Origin of the sequence: Flavobacterium suzhouense, from assembly GCF_042684765.1 — a bacterium.
Taxonomy (GTDB): Bacteria; Bacteroidota; Bacteroidia; order Flavobacteriales; family Flavobacteriaceae; genus Flavobacterium; species Flavobacterium suzhouense.
Genome location: NZ_JBHUMD010000007.1, coordinates 88,722 through 108,597 on the forward strand (window position 1 = coordinate 88,722; position 19,876 = coordinate 108,597).

Consider the following 19,876-nt stretch of genomic DNA (forward strand, 5'->3'; position numbering starts at 1 on the left):
GTATTTATTACAGACCAAAACGATATTGTAGGCTACCCAAAACCTGTGTTCGGCTGCCTAAGAAACCCACTTCGGCCCTAAACATATAATGCCTGTTAAACTGGTATTGGCTCCCTACAATAAAATTCCACATGTCTTTAGGTGATTTATGTAAGCCATATTGAACTGTCGAACTGCTTGCTGTGCTTAAAGCACCGTCCAGGCCATTAAGGAAGTTACCGGCAGTTTCCAGCGCTCTGTTAGCAGCTGCATGTTTGGCAATGTTAGCAGGATTTGCCTGCTGTATTGGTGTTAATCCTTCCCACCAAGTGTCTACCGATTCCTGCTTTTGTGCTACGGCTTCCAGACCGTTGTCTACTTTTTCCTGTGCATTATCAAGCGAAAAAATATCGGATAGTTTTATATTACCTGTAGTTTGCCCATTGATATGTACCCTGAAGGCGCCTACCCAAACAGCTATATTGCTTTCAGGTTTGTTCAGTTTAAAGCTTTTTCCAAAGCGGGGGCCAAAGACATAGCTAAAAGCAGGTTTGTCCAGCTCAGGTATATCTGTCCACATCATATTCATGTCAAGGGCAAACCAACCTCCGGCAACGCCTATTGTTGGGGTTATTCCCAGCCCCATGCTTACCGCGTCAAAATTGGCCTTGGTTTTAAAATTAGCTACTTCACTCCAGTTATTGTTACCATCAGGAACCCAGATGCCCGCACCAATATTAGTTTCCAGGTGTGACTTTCCAAAAATCCCATATACGTTAAGAAATGGCAAAAGCCATACATCCGGCCTTACAGTTATGGCGGCAGCAGTGGCGTTAGCATCATTAAAGCGAACTACTTCGTCCAGATTGAACATAGGCCCATTGTTAAAGCCAACTCTAAGGTTTTCTATGAGCAGATCCGACTTCGACCAAAAGTAGTTGACAGATACTCCGGCAGAGTAGGGCAACTGAAATCTTTTTTTAGTTGCTTTTTCTCCCCATATTGGCAAAACATAAGGGTACTCGCTGGTTTGAAGGCTGTCGATAAGGGCTTCATTTTTTTTACCTACTACCTTATCGGTATATACCTGTGCAAAGGTTTGGGCAGAAACAATAAATAAGAACAAGGTCAGGAGTTTGGTTTGTTTCATGGTTGTAACGTATAATTGTTGGTAAATGGCAAATAAACAGCTACATAAAGATAAGTTTTTTAGAATGGTTGTATTTTTTTTGCCTTTGTTTCATGTATCAAATTATAAAACGCAACACATTTTATTCTTTTGGGTATCACAAAAATTAAATTTTTATGGATGAGGTAGCTTTGTTTCAGATTGAGGGTTATCTGAATTGTTTAGTAATAGGATAGAAAAAAAATAAGCTTCCGGAAGGAAGCTTATTAGTAATTATGTAATTGGATTTTACGGATGGTCTAACCTTGCATTTAAAAATGGTTGGTTGGGATACCGGCAAATCTATAACATGTGTTTTGATAAAAAACAGGTAAAAATACCTGATTTTAGTTCATGCGTTTATTTCTTACTCAAAAAACAGAATGTTCATTGTTAAAGCTCAAAGGCGGTATTCATTTTTGCCTGTATTTCATTTAGGCACAAATTGTTAATACTTCCTTCGTGAGAGTGTTTAGTGGCTTTTGGAGAGACAAAAGAATTGTTTTCTACCTGTTCCCCCACAATTTTATAGGCATCCCTGAATGGTACTCCGCCGGAAACTAATTCGTTTAGGGCATCTACAGTAAAGAGATAGTCATATTTTTTGTCGTCGAGAATGTCGTTGTTCGGTTCAATCTCCTTAATGCTGAAAATAGCCATCTCCAGACATGATTTCAGGTTTTGCAATGCCGGGAACAAGCCTTCCTTTAATAGCTGCATATCACGATGATAACCACTTGGTAAATTGTTGGTTATAAGTGTGAGTTCATAAGGTAAAGCCTGTATTTTGTTGCATTTCCCTCTTATCAGCTCAAAAATATCCGGATTTTTCTTGTGCGGCATAATACTGCTTCCGGTTGTAAGGTGCTGTGGCAGCTTGATAAAACTAAAGTTTTGGCTTAGGTACAGGCAAATATCCATTGCCAGTTTGGAGAGTGTTCCTGCTACCGAAGCCATGGCAAAAGCAGTTGTTTTTTCGGCCTTTCCTCGGCTCATTTGGGCTGCAACAGAATTATATTTCAAAGTATTGAATCCCAGTTCCTGAGTAGTGAATGTTCTGTTGATAGGGAACGAACTTCCATACCCGGCTGCCGATCCCAAAGGATTCTGGTCGACTACATTAAGGGCTGCATTAAGCATAACAACATCATCAACAAGGCTTTCGGCATAAGCCGAAAACCACATGCCAAACGATGATGGCATTGCTACCTGAAAATGGGTATAGCCCGGCAGTAAAACATCTTTATGCGTTTCGGCCTTAGCCATCAACAGGTCAAAAAGTTCTTTAGTTTGTTGTTTTATGGCTATAAGTTCAGCTTTAAGGAACAGGTGAACGTCTACCAGAACCTGATCGTTCCTGGAACGTGCTGTATGTATTTTTTTTCCTGTGTCGCCAAGCTTTTCAATAAGCAGGTATTCAACCTTGCTGTGAACATCCTCAAAAGATTGCTCAATTGTAAAGTCGCCTTTTTTTATGTCGGTCAGTATGTCTTCAAGTGCCATTACAAGATCCTGTACTTCATCTTCGGTAAGCAATCCAACGCTGCCCAGCATTTTAGCATGGGCCATCGATCCTGTTACGTCATATTCCGCAAGAAGCAGGTCAAGTTCACGGTCATTACCTACGGTAAACATATCAGTCTTTACATCGGTAGGTATTCCTTTTTCCCAAAGTTTCATGGTAATTCTTTTAATGCGAAAGCCAGGCTTTCGTTGTATTTACTGTTTCAGGAATTTACTCAGTATAGTTGTATAGAGTTCTATTCCTTCTTCAATTTCGTTAATATATATAAATTCATCTGCCGTGTGCGACCTTGGCGAACTGCCCGGCCCCAGCTTCAGCGACTGGCAGTATAATACCGACTGGTCTGACAATGTTGGCGAACCATAGGTGGTTCTTCCTAATTGAATACCGGCCTGTACTATAGGGTGATTTTTGTCTATTGATGAAGAGTTGAGGTGCAGCGAACGTGCTTTTACAGTTGCTTTGCCTTCAAGTTCTTTTTGTATGATTTCTAATACCTCTGTATTAGAGTAGCAGTCATTTACCCGGACATCCACAACCAAATTGCATTCAGCAGGAATCACATTATGCTGCTTGCCGGCGCTAATACCTGTAACCGTCATTTTCATGGGGCCCAATACTTCACTTACTTTTTCAAAACGGTAATCACGGAACCATTCCACTATGCCTAAAGCATTGTAAATAGATACATTGTCGTTAGGGTGGGCAGCGTGCCCCGGAGTTCCTTCTACAATAACATCCAGCACTAATAATCCTTTTTCGGCAATGGCGAGCTGCATTTCGGTAGGCTCACCCACAATGGCGCAATCAAGATTAGGCAGATGTTTTAATACACTGTTAAGCCCGTTAGGGCCACTGCTTTCTTCCTCGGCTGAGGCTACCATTACAATGTTGTAAGGCAGGTTTTCAGCGTCATAAAAATAAGTGAATGTAGCCATAAGCGATACCAGACAGCCTCCTGCATCATTACTTCCAAGTCCGAAAAGTTTACCCTCTTTTACGATAGGTTCAAAAGGGTCTAATGTATAGCCCTGATTTGGTTTAACCGTATCGTGGTGAGAATTCAATAGTAGGGTAGGCAGATCTTCGTTATAGTGCTTGTTGAATGCCCAGATGTTATTGTTTTCGCGATTAAAAGGAATAGCATTAGTCGCAAACCAGGCTTCAATCAATAATGCCGTATCCTGTTCTTCTGAAGAAAATGAAGGTGTGGCTATGAGTTGTTTTAGCAAAGCAATGGCTTCCTGCGTAAGTTTCTGTATGGATGTATTGGCCATAAAATGTTTTGGTTATAAAGTGATAAGGGTATGTGTTTCTCCGGTTATCATTGCCGGACTGCCAATCCCTATTTGGGTTACACCCTTACTCAGGGCATCAAAACAGTTTTCGAGTTTGGGCAGCATACCACTATGTATGGCACCCTGTTCCCTAAGTTCACTGTATCGCTCAAAAGTAAGGCTTTTTATAACCGATTCTTCATCGTTTATATCAAGCAGTACTCCTTTTTTCTCAAAGCAGTATAACAGTTTTACATCATAATAACCAGTGCAGGCCACTGCCAATGGACTGGCAATGGTATCTGCATTGGTATTCAGGAGCTGTCCGTTTCCATCATGTGTTACAGCACAAAAAACGGGAGCTATATCCTGAATTAAAAGGGCATTAAGCAATTCTGTATTTACCGAGATCACATCGCCTACGAGGCCGAAATCTATGGTTGTATTTTCTCTTTTTTTAGCACGGATGAGGTTGCCATCGGCTCCTGTAAAGCCCATGGCATTTTCCCCCAGAGCCTGTAATTTGGCCACGATGTTTTTGTTTATCCATCCGGCATAGGTCATTACCGCTATTTCAAGCATAGGAGCATCGGTAATTCTGCGTCCCTCATGAAAAACAGCTTTAATACCCAGACTTTCTGCAGTTCGGGTAGCCAGTTTTCCGCCGCCATGTACCAGTATTTTGGCGCCTTTTATAGCTGCAAAATCTTTAAGGAAGCTGTCCAGTGCTGTAGCATCATCAATTACATTGCCTCCTATTTTTACAACGGTAAGCTGTGGCTTATTTTTCATTTTCAAGTATTTTGGTAAGTATTGCCTGTGCGGCATACGTACGGTTATTCGCCTGCGGGATTACTATAGATGCATCACTGTCAAGCACAGCATCGCTCACGATCATATTTCTTCTCACCGGCAGGCAGTGCATGAATTTCGCATTGTTGGTCAGTGTCATCTTCTCAGGTGTAACAGTCCATGACGGGTCTTTGCTGAGAATTTGCCCGTAATCATCATAAGAGCTCCAGTTTTTAGCATAGATAAAATCGGCATTGGCAAAAGCCTCATCCTGATTGTGGGTAATGGTAACTCCCTTAGTAAATTCAGGATTCAGGTTATAGCCTTCAGGATGCGTAATCACAAAGTCTACATCGGCCTTTTTCATCACTTTTACAAACGAGTTAGGCACAGCATGGGGTAAAGCTTTAGGATGCGGAGCCCATGTAAGTACCACTTTAGGCCTTGCAATGGTTTTATATTCCTGTACCGTAAGGGCATCGGCTACAGCCTGAAGCGGGTGTTCGGTAGAACCCTCAAGGCTTATTACCGGAACATTCGCATATTTTAGAAAAGCATTTATAACATACTCTTCCTCGTCTTTTTCCTTGTCTGTAAGTGTAGGGAAGCTTCTTATAGCTATGATATCGCAGTACTGCGAAACTACCTGTGCAGCTTCTTTAACATGTTCGGCACTGCTGCCATCCATAACCGCTCCATCTTCAAACTCTAACGACCAGCCTTCTGTGTTAAGGTTCATTACTATGGCATTCATACCCAGGTTAAGCGCTGCTTTCTGGGTACTTAGCCTTGTCCTTAAGCTTGGGTTAAAGAATAATAGTCCAAGTGTTTTATTTTTCCCTTTTTCGGAATCGGCAAAGGGGGCCGCTTTTATGCTTGTTGCCAATGAAATCAGTTCGTCAAGATCCTGAATATCATCAACCGAAGTGAATTTTTTCATTGTTTTCATTTTTATTTATTCCCTACGGGAAATCATTCTTTCCGTCATTATCATTACTACCAACATTAAATCGCTACGCGATACTACTAATGCATTATATTATCTATACTTCTTGATTTTCCCGTTAGGGAATAGATGTTGGTAGGCTCATTATTGGATGTTGGATTTATTTCCCGTAGGGAATTAATTATACTGTTTCAACAGTAATAGCTGATAAAGCGTTCTTAAATCCTTTAAAAAACACATCTACATCTTCTTTTGTTATCGATAGTGGTGGAAGTATACGCAGCAGGTTCTTTTGCGAAGCATTGCCTGTAAAGATGTACTCATTATAAATGAGTTTCTTTCTTAGGTCGCCCACTTCAAAGTCAAATTCAAGACCCAGCATCAAGCCACGCCCTTTTATATTTTTTACTTCAGGAATCTGGTTTGCCAATTCTTTAAAATAAGCGCTTACCTCCTTTACGTTATCGATAAGGTTCTCATTTTCGATAATCTCGAGTACTGATAATGCTGCCGCAGATGCCAAATGGTTTCCGCCAAAAGTAGTGCCCAACAAACCGTGAGACGCTTTAAACTTAGGAGAGATCAGTATTCCACCAATAGGAAAACCGTTGCCCATACCTTTTGCAAGGCTGATAATGTCCGGCTTTATGTCGTGGTGCTGATGTGCAAAGAACTTGCCCGAACGGCCATAACCACTTTGTATTTCATCTAAAATTAATACGGTTCCACTGGTGTTACAGACTTTTTCTATATGTTTAAAGAAAAGGGTAGTGGCTTCATCAAGTCCGCCTACACCCTGTATGCCTTCAATAATTACTGCGCAGATATCACCTTTAGAGATTTCTGCATCAAATGAGGCTGTATCATTAAGAGGAAGGAAAACCACCTCATGGCCTGCGTTAAGCGGAGCTACGATAGATGGATTATCTGTAGCGGCAACAGCTGCCGACGTTCTGCCGTGAAAAGCTTTTTTAAAAGCGATTACTTTTTTCTTCTGTGTGTGAAAAGATGCCAGTTTTAGTGCATTTTCATTTGCCTCAGCTCCCGAGTTGCACAGGAAAAGCATGTAATCAGGATAACCCGATTGCTGTACCAGTTTTGTTGCCAGTGCCTCCTGTACAGGATTAGCAATGGAGTTAGAGTAGAATCCTATTTTGCTTACCTGTTCGCTCACGGCCTTTACATAATCTGGGTGCGAATGTCCTGCCGAGATTACGCCGTGGCCACCATAAAAGTCCAGGTACTCCTGTCCTTTATCGTCCCACACTTTAGCCCCCAATGCTTTTACCGGAGTTATATTATATATTGGATATACGTCAAATAAATTGCTCATTTTTCTTTGTTTTTTTGTGGTTAAAACCCTGCTGGTTTCAATTTCAGCCCTGTAGTTTCTTCAAGGCCAAACATCAGGTTCATGTTCTCAATAGCCTGTCCCGATGCTCCTTTTACAAGGTTGTCTATTACAGACGTTATCAGCAGGTATTTTCCTTTTTGCTCCAGGCTGATAAAACATTTGTTGGTCTGTACGGCCAGTTTCAGGTTTATGCTGTCAGTTGTTACATTTACAAACGGCTCATTGGTATAGTACTCTTTATATATATGTTGCACTTCTTCAAAATCAGTTGTAAGCGGGGTATAAAGTGTAGCAAATATGCCTCTCGTAAAATCCCCTCTGTTAGGAATAAATAGCAACTCGCTTTCAAAACCGCTTTGCAGTTGCTTCAGGCTCTGGTTGATCTCACCCACATGCTGGTGCTCAAAAGCCTTGTAGTGCGACATATTACCGGTACGCCACGGGTGGTGCGATGTTGCCGACGGCTGAACTCCTGCACCTGTACTTCCCGTGGTAGCATTTATGTGCACATCGTTTTGCAATAAGCCCTTTTGTGCCAAGGGTAAAAGAGCCAGCTGTATAGTAGTGGCAAAACACCCTGGATTGGCAATGTAATTAGCTTTTTTAATAGCTTTTCTGTTTAGTTCAGGTAAACCGTAAACAAATTGTTTTCCGTCAAACAGGCTATCGCTTTCGAGTCTGAAATCATTACCCAGATCAATTATTCGGGTGTTTACAGAGAATGGATTTGCAGCTAAAAATGCTTTCGACTGGCCATGGCCAAGGCATAGGAACACTACATTTACATTACTGTTTATGGTGTCTGTAAAATTAAGGTGCACCTCTCCCAGCAAATCCTGATGCACAGATGTTACCGGTTTTCCGGCGTTTGTGGTACTGTATACAAAATCAATTTCTGCCTGAGGGTGGTAAGCCAAAAGCCTTAGCAGTTCACCAGCTGTATAACCCGATCCTCCAATGACACCCGCCTTAATCATAGCTTTCTGCATTTACGTGAGCATAAATATTCTGGGCGTTGCCCACAATCTTAATGAACCCTTTGGCATCGTCGGCTGTCCAGGCGTTGTTAATCTCTCCGTACTGACCAAAACCGCTGTTCATAAGGTCGTGTTCCGACGCTATACCGTCAAGCGAGAAATGATAAGGTTTAAGGGAAACGGTTACCGTTCCGGTTACTGTTTTTTGAGTGTCGGTAAGGAAAGTTTCTATGTTTCTCATAACGGGGTCAAGGTATTGGCCTTCGTGAAAAAGCATTCCATACCAGTTGCCCAGTTGCTCTTTCCAGTACTGCTGCCATTTGCCCAGTACGTGTTTTTCAAGCAGATGGTGTGCTTTGATAATAATGAGCGGAGCAGCAGCTTCAAAACCTACACGCCCTTTAATACCTATAATAGTATCGCCTACATGAATGTCCCTGCCTATGGCATAAGCTGAAGCAAGTTCTTCAAGCTTCTGGATGTTAAGCGACGGTTTTTCAAAAGTACCGTTAAGGCCAACAAGTTCTCCTTTCTCAAAGTGAAGCGTAACTTTTTCCTGTCCTGCTTTTGTAAGTGGAGAAGGATAGGCTTCTTCCGGTAACGGCTGACCAGACGTAAGCGTTTCTTTTCCTCCTACGCTTGTTCCCCAGATACCCTTGTTGATAGAGTATTGTGCTTTTTCCCACGAATATTCTACACCATTCTGCTGAAGGTACTCCATCTCCTGCTGACGGGTTAGCTTCAGGTCACGGATAGGAGTTATGATCTGCATTTCGGGAGCAATAGTCTGAAAAACAAGATCGAAACGTATTTGGTCGTTTCCTGCTCCGGTGCTTCCGTGAGCAATAGCATCTGCGCCTAGTTTTTTTGCATGCCTAACGGTTTCCAATGCCTGGAAAACCCTCTCAGCACTTACTGAAAGTGGATAAGTATTGTTTTTAAGCACATTGCCAAATACCAGGTATTTAATGGCTTTTTCATAATACTTGTCTATAATGTCAAGATTTGTATGCTGTTCTGAGCCCAGTTCATAGGCTCTTGTTTCAATATTTGTCAGTTCCTCCGGGGTAAAACCTCCGGTGTTTATAAGCAGGGTATGCACTTCATACCCAAGGTCATTTTTTAAATATTTAAGGCAGTAAGAGGTGTCAAGGCCTCCACTGTATGCTAAAACTACTTTTTTCATGCTACTTTTTCTTTCTTCAGGAATAGTGCTTGCTTAATGCTCTTAAGCCTGCTAAGCACTTTTTGGTTAAAATTGTATTTCTCTTCTTTTTGTTTCTTGTCGTTGGGGTCATATAACATGCCCGTGCACAGGCACATTTTGTATTCCTTACGTTCAAGGATATCAAAATTGGTACAGCCACGACATCCGTTCCAAAAGGTAGGATCGTCGGTCAGTTCGCTAAAAGGCACCGGCTTATACCCAAGCTCACTGTTTATTTTCATAACAGCCAGCCCGGTAGTTATACCAAATATCTTCGCGCCCGGAAACTTTTGCTGCGAATACTCAAATACGCGTTCTTTTATTTTTTTGGCCAGGCCAAGGTTACGGAAGTCGGGGTGTACTATAAGTCCGGAATTAGCCACAAACTTACCGTGTGACCAACTCTCGATATAGCAAAAACCTGCAAATTCTCCGTTAGCGATTGCAATTACGGCATCGCGGTTTTCCATCTTTTTGATGATATATTCAGGGCTTCTTTTGGCAATGCCAGTACCCCTTATGATGGCCGAAGCTTCCATTGTATCGCATATCTGCTGCGCAAATTTGTAATGCCCTTCATGGGCTATCACAATAGATACATCCATTGAGAAAATATAATTAGTTGTAAAACAATTGTGTAAAACGGGGAGGGAACCGTACGGAACGGTTCAGGAATAACTATGCAGACCTATGGCCGGAATGACCGCGGACTAAAAAGAAAATTAAGGGAAGCAATAATAACTATGCCTGTATGTACAGGACTCCCAAAAAAGGATTGTGATTTCAATTCAGAAAAATAAATAAAAGTGAATATTCGGGCAAAAAACAAGCGGTACTAGATAGACCGCACCATCCGGCTGATAGCCTGGTTTTTTGTCCGTGACATATTAGTTATATGTAATTCTTTTTTATTCATCGGGTGCAAATGTATGATATTTTAAAACTACTCCGTGTTAAAATCCGTATACACCCTTAATTTTTATTAAAATCGAACCATATGTTCCTATTTGTTTCAAATTTAAAATTAAAATGAAGTGTTTAGTGTGGTTTGTTGTATAACATTCTATTATATAAGGAAATAGGTTTTATTCAAACTAATGAGATCCTGAATCATCTTATCATAATACTATGCCTGTATTATTGAATATTCAAATTACGCCTAGTATGCTTTTGTAAGAATAGTTATTAACATTTTTATAAACTATTTTTTTGACACGATATCATATTTAATTTCCAAATAAAATTTCTTAAGTAATAATTATGCGGAAAATTCTCATTAATTAATAAAAAAAGTTAACTTAGTATAAAGCTTTTCTGCCAAAAATTATCCCCCGGTTTTTTGCAGGTTCTTCATGTTTTAGTGTCTAATTCGTTGATTTTCAACATATGTAATTGTTAATAACTGTATTGATAAAAAAATCGGTTTTGACGTATTATAAGTGTTAAAATTCACCTTTTTATGCGCTTTGCTAAAAAAACTTACAATTTTTCGGGGTGTTGATTATTTAAATATTAAATAATTTAACATGAATCTGGTATAAAGTTTAAATAAAAAAATACAACAGAGATGATGAAAAAATGTAAATAAATCAAAAAACATGCTGTTTTTGTTATATGTGTAACAATAGTAAAAATGGCTGCTGTTAATTAAATTCTAAAGTTTTGTAAAAAAATGATTTATAAAGTAAATATGCTTCATGATTTGGTCGTGTTTTTATTTCCTTTTGTCGAATTTAATTTTTGATAAGAATTTGTTTACATAGGTTTAGTCTCGAAAGTTGATATTCGTGCAATGATCAATTACTGAAATGAAGAAAGTAAAACAAATAGTTTATTTAATATTTAGCTTTTTTATATGGCTAGGTTTTGGCGTGTATTCCAACGCGCAGACTATTACTACACCTCAGTTTGCGTTTACACAGGCATGTGCTTCATCTACGTTTAACACTTTTCAGGTTTCTTTTAATGTAAATGTAACCTCAGGCAGTTTTACTGCAGCGAATGTGTTTACAGTAGAGCTTTCTAATGCAGCCGGCAATTTTACAGCTCCGGTAACTTTGGCGACCGTGCCAAACGGAACTCCGCCTTATACTGTAAACGTGTCAATGCCTACCAATGCTTATGGTGAAAGCTATAAAATAAGGGTAAGGAGTTCTGCTCCGGTAAAAACTAGTGGTTCCAGTGTTGCTTTTCCTGCTTATTATGCAGTGCATAACCAGCCATTCGCCATTAATAATAATGTGGGTGTTGTAAACCTGTGCTCTGGCAACAGTTATAACCTTGCTATTACTAATACAGGTACACCGGCTTCTCCTTTGTACTATCCACAGCTTACTTATAAGTGGTATAAGGACTTTGTAGAAATACCGGGTCAGACGGGAGCTTCTATTCCGGTAACACAGGCCGGTAGTTATTATGCGGTAACAAATTATGGAAGTTGCGTATATAGTTCGCAGTCTAACGTTGTTACTGTGAATGTACAAACAGTACTCACGCCACAAATTACCACAAATGACGGAACCAATGTGCTGTGTCCGGGAGGGACAAAAACCCTCACCAGCGATGTAACCGATCCTTCTTTTACATATACATGGTATCGAAATAATTCAGTTATACCGGGCGCTACGCAAACCAGCTATCAGGCAACCCTTGATGGAATTTACCACCTTATGATAACAGGTGGTGGCTGTGTTTTTATAACTAACGATATTGACCTTGATCTTATAGATTTTTCCATAGCACCGGATCCACCTGCTGCGTCGGTAATCATTCCCGGCCAAACGGTTATCCTGTCCGGGGTAAACGACGCTCAGAGTCCTGTCTATAAATGGTACAGGAATAATGCGGTTATTAATGGTGCTACACAAATTAGTTACAATGCTACTCAGGCAGGTTCATATAAGGTAGAGGTGACAGAACCTACTCCGTGTAACATTACTAAAGTGGCTACATTTGAAGTTACTTATCCTGAAACCTTTGATCTGGCTATCCAGACCGCAGCCGGTTATCAGTCTTGTACAAGTACATCGGCTACACTTAATATATCTGTTTTTAATGCCATTTCGGGATCAACTACAACTAACCTTATAGGTAACAGTTATGGTTATGCCTACCAATGGTTTAGAAACGGTACGGCAGTGGCAGGTGCTACAAGCAGTCAGCTAATTGTAAATAATGCGGCAAATAATGGTTCATATGTACTTAAAGTAACAATGCCGGGATACGGGGAGCTGGAATCTAATGCAGTTACTGTAAATCTTGGTGTTGCTAATGCTACCATTAGCGGACCTACATCTATTTGTGAAGGTGCCATCGCAGCACTTACTTCTAATGTTACCGATGCTTCCTTTATATATCAGTGGTATAAAGACGGTATTTTAATACCGGCAATAACAACATCTACACTGGCTGCCGATGCAGCGGGTGATTATTACCTGAGAATTACGTCAGGAACCTGTACTACACAATCTAACACCATACATGTAAGTGTAACCGGCATAACAGTAAGCAGCACCAATCCTGCTACTGACGTTATTATTCCGGGGCAGACTAAAACCCTTACGGTTACTACAAGTGCTAATGGGCCTCAGTATGCATGGTACAGAAATAATGTGGCTATATCGGGGGCTACTTCGGCTTCGTATACCGCAACTCAGGACGGTACTTATAAAGTAGTGGTTACACAGTCTATAGGATGTAACGCGACTAAGGAAGCTACTTTTGTTCTTAATTATCCATCAGGATTTACGCTTACCATAGCACCTGCACCGGGTTATACCGCTTGTACAAGTACTACGGCAACTCTTGTGATATCTAGCTTTACAGCACAAACTCCATCAGGAAACGTAAACGTTGCATCTATGGGATATGCTTATCAGTGGTACAGGAATAATGTACCGGTAACGGGTGCAACAGCGGCTACCCTTACGGTAAACAGCTCATCGCTAAACGGAACGTATAAACTTGTTGCCACCATACCTAATGTACCTGCTGTATCGTCTAATGATTATGTAATAAATCTGGCAATGGAGCCTATTACCGTTACCGGTAATGCTGTATTCTGTACAGGCTCATCGGTGGTTTTATCGGCAAGCGTAAACAGCCCAACCTATACCTACCAATGGTATAAAGATACAGTGTTGATTCCTGGTGCAACAGCGGTTACTTATACTGCAAATACACTGGGCAACTATCATGTTGTGGTTACGGGAGGTACATGTACAACCCAAACACCTGTGTTTGCGCTTCAGGAAGCTACAATTTCAATTAATCTTAATGTAACGGCTACCGATGTAATACTTCCGGGACAGCCTAAAACAATAAATGTAACAACAAATGCTGCTTCACCAACGTATGTTTGGTACAGAAATAACGTAGTAATTTCGGGTGCTACTTCTGCCAGTTATAGTGCAACACAAGATGGTACTTACAAAGTAGTGGTAACGCAAACGGTGGGTTGTGCTGCGACTGCCGAAAGTACATTTGTATTGAATTACCCTTCAGGGCTCAATCTTTCGATTGCAGCAGATGGAGCTTATACCGCTTGTAGCAGTACTATAGCAACTGTAAGCCTTTCTGCGTTTACGGCTACTACGCCTTCAGGCAATGTAAATGTTGCGGGATTAGGTTATGCTTATCAGTGGTATAAAAATAACGTGGCTGTACCAGGAGCAACATCTGCATCGCTTATTGTAAGCAGTGCATCTGATAACGGTACTTACAGGCTTGAGGCTACAGTTCCTTCTTTTGGAGTAATTGTGTCTAATAATGTTACGATCAATCTTGCTGTCGAAGCCGTAGTGATAACAAATGCTTCAGGTCTTTGCGCAGGGGGTAGCGTTGCCATAACTTCAAATGTGACTAATCCTGGATATACTTATCAGTGGTTTAAAGATACTGTTACTGTAGCTGGAGAGACTTCTCCTTCTATAACCGTTAACACAGCAGGTTCATACTATCTTGTGGTTACCGGAGGTACCTGTACAGTACAGTCTAATACCATAAACATGGTAGTTTCCGGTATTACTGTAAATACTACCAATCCGGCTACAGATATCATTATGCCGGGTCAGCCTAAAACACTTAGTGTTACTACCGACGCTGTTTCGCCAGCATACGTTTGGTACAGAAACAACGTGGTTATACCGGGAGCTACCGCTGCTACTTATAGCGCAACACAGGATGGTACTTATAAAGTAGTGGTTACACAAACCGTAGGTTGTGCTGCTACTGCCGAGAGAACATTCGTGCTTACTTATCCGTCAGGATTTAACTTAACCATTACTACCAACGCGGCTTACTCACCATGTGTGAGTAACTCGGTAACATTGAGTATAAGTTCGTTCACAGCAACAACACCTTCGGGACCTGTAAACGTTTCGTCGCTTGGGTATACTTATCAGTGGTATAAGGGCAGTAATCCTGTTCCGGGTGCTACAGCATCAACCCTGTTCCTGAATAATGCTTCGCAAAACGGAAGTTATAAAGTAGTTGTAAATGTACCTGATTTTGCCCCGGTAAATTCCAACAGTATTAATGTTAATATCGCAATACCAACCGGAGGTCTTACTATTGTTAAGAGTGGAACGCTTTGTGAGGGTTCAACGATTGTATTGTCATCAAACATAACTGACGCGGCTTATACTTACCAGTGGTCTAAAGACGGTGTAGCTGTTGCCGGGGTAAATGCTCCTACCTATACTGTTAGTGAGGCGGGCAATTATCAGTTGGTTGTTACTTCAGGTAGTTGTACAGCTCAGTCAAACGTGTTGAATGTAATCGTTTCAGGAATCACTGTAAGTAGTACTAACCCTACTATAGATACTATACTTCCGGGTGCTACTAAAACTCTTACGGTTACTACCGACGCTGTATTGCCGGTTTATGAATGGTACAGGAACAATGTGCTGTTACCGGGTGAAACTTCAGCATCAATTACCGCAACGCAGGATGGTGATTATAAAGTAGTGGTAACACAAACAGCAGGATGTGCTGCAGTTGAACAAAAAATATTTACGCTTCAGTATCCTTTGGGCTTCCAGATCACTGTTGCTGCCGATGGAACGTATACACAATGTACGAGTGCTTCTACATCAATGCTTATTACGGCCTTTACAGCGCAAACTCCTACAGGAGATATTGTTGTAAACGTACCGGGTTACTCATATCAGTGGTATAAAAATGATGTTGCTATTGCAGGAGCTACTTCGGTTACCCTGGCACTGAATGGTGTGACAGATAGTGGAGATTATAAACTACAGGTTACCATACCGCAGTTTAGCCCAATATTCTCCAATACAGTAATTGTTAAGCTCGCTATAGATCCGGTTGTTATTACAGCAGCAGGGCCTTTATGCCAGGGATCGACGGTAGCACTTACATCGAATACAACAAACCCTTCTTATAGCTACCAGTGGTACAAAGATGGGGTGGCTGAAACCGGAGCTAATGCGTCGTCATATACAGCTTCGGCAGCAGGTAGTTATTATCAGACAGTAACATTTAACGGCTGTACTTACCAGTCGAATGCAGTTACACTTCAGATTGCAGTTATAGCAATAAACAGTACAAGCCCTGCAACAGATATTATCCTTCCGGGTCAGACAAAAATAATTACCGTAACTACCGATGCTGCTGCACCTACATATACATGGTACAGAAATAATGTGCTGCTTACAGAAACATCTGCAACACTTACAGCAACGCAAAACGGAACGTATAAAGTGGTGGTAACTCAAACTTCGGGCTGTACCGCTACTCAGGAAAAGATATTTGTGCTTAATTACCCTACAGGCTTCCAGCTGGCAAGTGCTACAGGACCTTCTTATACTGCATGTACAAGCAGCACGGTAACACTTAGCATATCTAATTTTATTGCGCTTACGCCATCAGGTAATATTAATGTGGCTTCAATAGGATACCAGTATCAATGGTATAAAGATAATGTGGCAATACCGGGCGCAACATCGGCAACGCTAACATTAAACAACCCTTCGCAAAACGGGGTGTACAGGGTAGAGGCTACCATACCTGATTTTGCACCGGCTGTATCAAATAATATTACAGTGGCACTTGGCCTTGGCGCAGGAGCTGTTAGCATAACTTCATCAGGAACATTATGTGATGCAGGTTCTCAGGTAACCTTTACCAGCAATATTACCGATCCGTCGTATACTTACGAATGGTTTAAAGACGGTACTTCGGTTAGTACAGGTACAAATCCTGTTTATATCGCTACAGAACCGGGAGCTTATTCGGTAAAAGTAACTGCCGGAGGTTGTACTACTACATCGAACACACTAACTATTGAACAAAGCACATTTAGCCTTACAGCTACTTCTGCAGTTACAGATATTATTATACCGGGTCAAACCAAAGTGCTTTCGGTGACTACTGATGCATTACAACCAACATTTGTATGGTACAGAAACGGAACTGTTATTGCAGGAGCAACAACTTCGTCTGTTACAGTGACACTGGCTGGTGAATATAAAGTAGTAGTAACACAAAACCAGGATTGTATCATTTCTAAAGAGGTGACTTTTGATCTTACTAACCCTTCAGGATTTGCACTTACCATTGGTTACCAGAATTACCAAAGCTGTATCAGTACACAGGTAAACCTTTCTATTACCGAATTTAAGGCTGTTACCGATACAGGAATTGTAGATCTTATTAATAACAATTTTGGATATGCCTACCAGTGGTATAAAGACGGCGGTATTATTCCGGGTGCTACACAGATAACATATCTGGCTACTCAGACAGGTATCTATACGCTTGAAGTAAATATCCCTGATTTTGGTATCGTTACTTCAAATGGGGTTGCTATTCAGCTTGCATTTGTTGAAAATGTTACTATAGCTATGGACGAAATATTCTGTACAGAAGGTACCGAAGTAACCATTTACAGTAATGTTACTAACCACGATTACCTGTATACCTGGTATCGTAACGATAACAGTATCCTTACAGGAACTGACTCGTCTATTACAGTTAGTGAAGTAGGAACGTATCATCTTGAGGTTATTTATAATGGTTGTACCATTTCTTCTAACGAATTGGTTCTGGAACCATTTGACATGGAGCAGATAACCATAAGCGTTGGTCCTGAAGTAGATCTTCCTGAAGGAACAAGCATGACAGTTACGGCTTACGGAGCAGACGAATATACATGGTACAAAAATGGTGTAGTGATAGGACATGATGACCATATTGTAATTACAGAGCCGGGAAGCTACGAAATGAAAGTAGTGGTGGGTGAGTGTGAGGTTACAAGGGCATTCTTTGTATCAATTGTTGAAAATACACTTATTGCCATTCCTAACCTTATCTCGCCAAATAACGATGGTATCAATGATAAATGGGCTATTCCGTTAAAATACCTGAATGATGATACAGAAGTAGTGGTGTATGGAACAGACGGTACCATTGTACTTAAGCAAACGCATTATAATAATAATTGGCCGGAAGAAGATTTTGAATGGTCAAGAAAAAGTTCAGTGTATTATTACACGATCATGGAAAAGAATGTAGTAACCAGAAGAGGTTCGATAACCATTGTGAAATAAAGAATGATAAAAAAATACTTTGCTTTACTTCTTTTGGTTTTTCTGACCGCATTTAATGGGCTATATGCACAGGATGCCCCTGTACTTACATTTAGCCCGCAGCCGCAAAACAATTTAAAATTCAACAGGTTTTTATTAAACCCGGCATTTTCGTTTGTGAGAGAAGATAACAGATATGTATCGCTTTACCACCGTAACCAGTGGGTTCAGTATGACGATTCACCTAAGGTGTATATGTTGGCCTATACCGGAAAATTTACCGAAAGAGCCGGATTTGGTTTCGGGCTTTTCCAGCAAACCATTGGGGTAATAAACAGTTGGGGTGGTGTTGCCAACTATGCGTATAATGTAAAAATCAAACAAAAATTTGATGTTACCCTGGGTTTTAATGTAGCTTATTATAATAGTGGGATTAATAAGAACAGAACTATTACTGCTGAACCTGATCCGCTGGTAATGGCAATGCGAAATAATTCGCTTGTAAGTATCAAACCGGGTATTAACGTACAGTACAAACAGTTTGATTTTGGTTTTTATGCCGAAAACCTGATTGAGTATGATTTTAAATCGGCAGATATGTCTGAAGAGTATACTAATAAAACATTCTCAGGACATGTAATGTATACGCACCCTATGGCTCTTAAAGACCTGTTTCAGGATAGTGAGTTCAGAGTTATGCTACGTGCTAAAAATACTGAACTTGATGGTTTTGGGGTAGGTGGTTCGTTACTGATGAATGTCCCAAGGATAGGGTGGGCGCAGGCTGGTACTGATCCTTATTATGGTATAGCAATAGGACTTGGTTTTCACTTTACCAAAAAGCTTTCATTGGGATATACATATGAAACAATCACTAAAGAAGGCTTGGTAAATCTTGGGCCGACCCATGAGATAACAATGGTGTTTTGTTTAAAAGACAGGGATGTAGCAAGAAAAGACCTGCTTAAGGAAAAAGCCGGAAAACCTAAAGATACGCTGGCTGAATTAGAAAAAGCAGCGGCACTTAAAGATAGTCTGGCCGAAGAAAGTGAAGAAGCGCTTGCATTAAAAGACAGCATTGCAGATGAACTATCCGAAAAGCTGGCAGGAAAAAAAGGAGACAAGGCCGCCGAGAAAATTGCTAAGGCTGATTTTGATAATAAAGCTGAAATTGAAAAGCTGAAAATGGATCTTGATCCTGAGAGTATGCACCTTCTGGATGCACTTATTAAAGAAGACTCTATGAATAAGATTAAAAAAGCTGAGTTCGACAAAAAGGTGAAGAACCTTAAGGAATATGCAAAGAGGGAGAAAGCGGCTAAAGAGAATGCCGGAGAAAACAAGCCTATCGAACTGAAAAATATAAGACAGAATAAAAGGATAACCGATCCAAAAACACTGGAAGACCTAAAACATGCCGAAGATGGTTATTATGTAGTTTCTAAGGATGCGAAGGCCAAAGACAGTGATAAGACGGTAGAAATTGAAAAACATAAATCTTTTACCGAAGCAGCAAATGCATCGGAGAAGAAAAAAGCTTCCGGAAAAAGGAAAGGGGTATACATAGTGCATGTAGACAATAACCCTAACCCTGAACTGGAAGAAGAGATTGCAGCCAAAGAAAAATCTAACACCTTACAAAATGAAAGAGATGCTCAAAAAAGGACAACGGATGCCCCGGCCAACATAGCTGAGGAGCCAAAGAGCGAGAACCTGAAAACGGAGGAGGATATTAAAGAGTTTTACTCAGATAAGACCTCTAAACCCAGGGAAACGATCAAAAAAGTTAATAGGGCCAATGTAGATGGGATGGACTCCGGATATTACATTATCGCTAATGTTTACTCTACGCAGGAAAACGTAGAGAAGTTTATAAACAAAATGAGCGAGAGAGGTATTAAAGCAGGAGTATTCCTGAATCCTAAAAACAACATGTGGTATGTATACCTGAAAAAGCATGCTACATGGAGAGAAGCCCTGATCTCTTATTATTCGAATGTTGACAATACTTATTTTGACTCCATCTGGATTATGAGCATCAATAATTAAGAAAGAATTTACCAAAGAAGAATACCAAAATCAACTAAAAACAAAAAAAAACC

The 19,876-nt window shown here is 40.6% G+C and carries 11 protein-coding genes; 2 read left to right on the forward strand and 9 right to left on the reverse strand.

Features of this window, described 5'->3' with window-relative positions:
* Positions 1–7: 7 nt before the first annotated feature.
* From ACFSR3_RS05745 to ACFSR3_RS05785, 9 genes are all read right to left on the reverse strand, one after another.
* A complete protein-coding gene (locus ACFSR3_RS05745; protein ID WP_379820120.1) occupies positions 8–1,129 on the reverse strand; it encodes a hypothetical protein in 1,122 nt (373 codons plus the stop codon).
* A 411-nt stretch (positions 1,130–1,540) separates the two neighbouring features.
* Positions 1,541–2,827: an argininosuccinate lyase gene (gene argH / locus ACFSR3_RS05750; protein ID WP_379820121.1), complete on the reverse strand. Its 1,287-nt coding sequence runs from the start codon at positions 2,825–2,827 to the stop codon at positions 1,541–1,543.
* A 39-nt stretch (positions 2,828–2,866) separates the two neighbouring features.
* Positions 2,867–3,949 (reverse strand): M20 family metallo-hydrolase, encoded by a 1,083-nt coding sequence (locus ACFSR3_RS05755; RefSeq protein WP_379820122.1) that lies wholly within the window; start codon positions 3,947–3,949, stop codon positions 2,867–2,869.
* A gap of 12 nt (positions 3,950–3,961) precedes the next feature.
* A complete protein-coding gene (argB, locus tag ACFSR3_RS05760) occupies positions 3,962–4,741 on the reverse strand; it encodes an acetylglutamate kinase (RefSeq protein WP_379820123.1) in 780 nt (259 codons plus the stop codon).
* On the reverse strand, positions 4,731–5,681 hold the full coding sequence (locus tag ACFSR3_RS05765; RefSeq protein ID WP_379820124.1) for an N-acetylornithine carbamoyltransferase: 951 nt from the start codon (positions 5,679–5,681) through the stop codon (positions 4,731–4,733). The genes argB and ACFSR3_RS05765 overlap by 11 nt, the downstream gene beginning before the upstream one ends.
* Before the next feature lie 187 nt (positions 5,682–5,868).
* Positions 5,869–7,020, reverse strand: coding sequence for an aspartate aminotransferase family protein (locus tag ACFSR3_RS05770; RefSeq protein WP_379820125.1), 1,152 nt, complete (start codon positions 7,018–7,020; stop codon positions 5,869–5,871).
* Positions 7,021–7,040: 20 nt separating this feature from the next.
* On the reverse strand, positions 7,041–8,018 hold the full coding sequence (gene argC, locus ACFSR3_RS05775) for an N-acetyl-gamma-glutamyl-phosphate reductase (protein ID WP_379820497.1): 978 nt from the start codon (positions 8,016–8,018) through the stop codon (positions 7,041–7,043).
* A complete protein-coding gene (locus ACFSR3_RS05780) occupies positions 8,011–9,204 on the reverse strand; it encodes an argininosuccinate synthase (protein WP_379820126.1) in 1,194 nt (397 codons plus the stop codon). Before ACFSR3_RS05780 ends, argC begins: the two co-directional genes overlap by 8 nt.
* On the reverse strand, positions 9,201–9,830 hold the full coding sequence (locus ACFSR3_RS05785) for a GNAT family N-acetyltransferase (RefSeq protein ID WP_114758203.1): 630 nt from the start codon (positions 9,828–9,830) through the stop codon (positions 9,201–9,203). The genes ACFSR3_RS05780 and ACFSR3_RS05785 overlap by 4 nt, the downstream gene beginning before the upstream one ends.
* A gap of 1,203 nt (positions 9,831–11,033) precedes the next feature.
* Here ACFSR3_RS05785 and ACFSR3_RS05790 point away from each other — a divergent pair.
* Both ACFSR3_RS05790 and ACFSR3_RS05795 read left to right on the forward strand, forming a co-directional pair.
* On the forward strand, positions 11,034–17,795 hold the full coding sequence (locus ACFSR3_RS05790) for a T9SS type B sorting domain-containing protein (protein ID WP_379820127.1): 6,762 nt from the start codon (positions 11,034–11,036) through the stop codon (positions 17,793–17,795).
* A gap of 3 nt (positions 17,796–17,798) precedes the next feature.
* The gene (locus ACFSR3_RS05795; RefSeq protein WP_379820128.1) at positions 17,799–19,823 is read left to right on the forward strand and encodes a PorP/SprF family type IX secretion system membrane protein; all 2,025 of its coding nucleotides are present in this window, start codon (positions 17,799–17,801) and stop codon (positions 19,821–19,823) included.
* Positions 19,824–19,876 lie beyond the last annotated feature (53 nt).